The following is a 2,379-nucleotide window of genomic DNA, read 5'->3' on the forward strand; positions in this document are numbered from 1 at the left end:
CTTGACCTGTGCTGCAACACCCCCGACAGCACACATGTCTCCGGAGCGGCATCTGCGTCGCGTCGGACCAGGTGTGCCCCCCCAGCCTCGGGTTGCTCGGACGCAGCCAGCGGACGGGCCACCACCGGTGGCCTGCTCAGGTGGGCTCCCGAGGGGAACATCGCTAGGCTCCGCGGGTGGCCGAGCCGGTGTCCTGCAGCGTCTGCGGCACGAGCGTGACCGGCAAGCCGCCGCTGACCTGGTCGACCACCACCGGCCCCCTCCGACGGGTGCTGGTGTGTGACCGCTGCACCCGCGAGAACCTGCGCTCTATCGAGGCCCGGCTCGACGAGGTGTGGTGGTGAGCCTTCCCGAGCTGCAGGCCGGCGTCTGGCGGCACTGGAAGGGCAACGACTACCTCGTTCTGGGCCTCGGCCATGACGCCGCCGACCCGTCACGGGCGGTCGTCGTCTACGTCCCGCTGTACGACGTGCCGGGCCCACGGCTGGCCGTGCGTACGGCCGAGCGGTTCCTGGAGGAGGTCTCGCCCGGCGTACCGAGGTTCCGCTACCGCGGGCCCGGCTGACCAGAAGCGAAGCCGGGCTGCCAGCGCGCCATCTCGGAGCGGTAGTCGGCCTGCCCGCCGAGCTGGCACAGCACTCCGATCGTCCCGGTGGCGACCCGGTGGATGAGCAGGTACGCCGGCGGCAGGTTGAGCTGCCGGCCGAGCTGGGCGGCGGGGGAGCGGGGGTCACCCAGCCGTACCGCCTGGGCCCGCAGCCACGGCCGACTGAAGCGGAACGACGACCCCGCGATCGGCTCGAGCAGCGGCACGAGGTAGTCCAGCAGGGCGTCCGGGTCGAGCTCGATCGCACCCTTGACGAAGCCCTGCTCGCGCAGGACGGCGAGCACCGCGTCGGCCTCCCCGGCGAGGGCCAGCCGGGCCACCCGTCCGATCGGCTCGGGCGCCCCGTCCGGCAGGCGGTCCACGGCACCGAAGTCGATGACGCCGAGCCGGCCGTCCGGGAGCAGCCGGAAGTTGCCCGGATGCGGGTCGGCGTGGAGCAGTCCGACGAGCACCGGCCCGGAGAACAGGAAGCGGGCGAGCAGCAGCGACGCGCGGTCCCGCTCCTCTGGGCTGCCGCTCGCGATGATCCGGGAGAGCGGCACGCCCTCCATCCACTCGGTCACCAGGACCCGCTCGCTCCCGGTCACCACGGCCGGGACCCGAATCTCCTCGTCGCCGGCGTACGCGCTGGCAAAGGCCGCCTGCGACTGTGCTTCGAGGCGGTAGTCCAGCTCCTCGGTCACCCGCTTCTCCAGCTCGGCGAGCAGCGGTTTGACGTCCAGACCGGGCGTGAGCGAGGAGAACATCCGGGCCAGTCGCGAGAGCTGTCTGAGGTCCCCGAGCAGGGCAGGCCCGGCGCCCGGGTACTGGATCTTGACGGCGACCTCGCGGCCGTCGGACCACACCGCATGGTGGACCTGGCCGATGCTGGCCGCCGCGGCCGGGCTGTCGGTGAACGACTGGAACAGCCCGCGCCAGTCCGGGCCCAGCTCCTTGGCCAGCACGGCGTGCACGGTGGTGGCCGGCAGTGCGGGGGCCGCCTCCTGCAGCTTGGTCAGCGCGGCGCGGTAGGGCGCTGCGATGTCCTCGGGCAGCGCCGCCTCGAAGACCGACAGCGCCTGGCCCATCTTCATGGCACCGCCCTTGAGCTGGCCCAGCACCTGGAAGAGCTGCTCGGCGGTGCGGGCCTGCAACTCGGCGGCGACGAGCTCCGCGGGGCGGCCCCCGAGGCGCTTGCCGAGCCCGATCGTCGCCCGGCCGGCGACGCCCAGGGGCAGCCCGGCCAGCTTGGCCGACCGGGTGACGGCGCGCCGCGGGATGTCGCTCACCGTATGAGTGTGGCGGTGCACCTGCCCGGCTGCGCACCGGCAGGCCGGCCAACGAGCGGCGGGTGAAGAAGTTCTGGGCCGAACGGAGTAATCGATGTGAGCAGAAATAACCCACCCGGGGGCTCACCGGCAGCGGTTCCCGGTCGATGTAATCGGTGACGACCACGCTTCCGGAGGTTCTCTTGTCCAAGCAGCTCGCACGACGTACCGGCACGGTCAGCGCGCTGGTCGCCGCGGCGAGCATGACGATGGTGGCGGGTGTCTGGCCGGCGCTGGGTGTCGCCAGTGCGGCCGAGCTCCCGCCCGGGGGTGGCGCGAGCGCGGGCAGTGGCCCTCCCGGTCAGGCCAAGCAGGACGCCGTGGTCACGGATACTCCGGTTCCTGCCCAGCCCATGGCGGACACCGCACCCGGTCAGGAGAAGAAGGAGCCGGCTCCGGTGGAGGCGGCGCCCGTGGCGGACGCCGTACCGGGTCAGGAGAAGAAGGAGCTGAAGGCGGAGCCGG

At 72.6% G+C, this 2,379-nt stretch carries 4 protein-coding genes; 3 read left to right on the forward strand and 1 reads right to left on the reverse strand.

The features are described from left to right. The first annotated feature begins 176 nt into the window (after positions 1 to 176). The gene (locus WD794_14535; GenBank protein ID MEX2291526.1) at positions 177 to 344 is read left to right on the forward strand and encodes a hypothetical protein; all 168 of its coding nucleotides are present in this window, start codon (positions 177 to 179) and stop codon (positions 342 to 344) included. Continuing rightward, positions 341 to 565, forward strand: coding sequence for a DUF1653 domain-containing protein (locus WD794_14540; GenBank protein MEX2291527.1), 225 nt, complete (start codon positions 341 to 343; stop codon positions 563 to 565). Before WD794_14535 ends, WD794_14540 begins: the two co-directional genes overlap by 4 nt. Here the strand turns inward: WD794_14540 and WD794_14545 are convergent. Further along, positions 547 to 1,875 carry an AarF/ABC1/UbiB kinase family protein gene (locus WD794_14545; GenBank protein ID MEX2291528.1) on the reverse strand — a complete coding sequence of 443 codons (1,329 nt, stop codon included), beginning with the start codon at positions 1,873 to 1,875 and terminating at the stop codon, positions 547 to 549. The genes WD794_14540 and WD794_14545 overlap by 19 nt on opposite strands. A 182-nt stretch (positions 1,876 to 2,057) precedes the next feature. On the opposite strand from WD794_14545, the gene WD794_14550 reads away from it, so the two are divergent. Next, positions 2,058 to 2,379 (forward strand): hypothetical protein (locus WD794_14550; GenBank protein ID MEX2291529.1); only part of this gene is annotated, 322 nt, incomplete at its 3' end.

It is taken from the genome of Mycobacteriales bacterium (assembly GCA_040902655.1).
Taxonomy (GTDB): Bacteria; Actinomycetota; Actinomycetes; order Mycobacteriales; family SCTD01; genus SCTD01.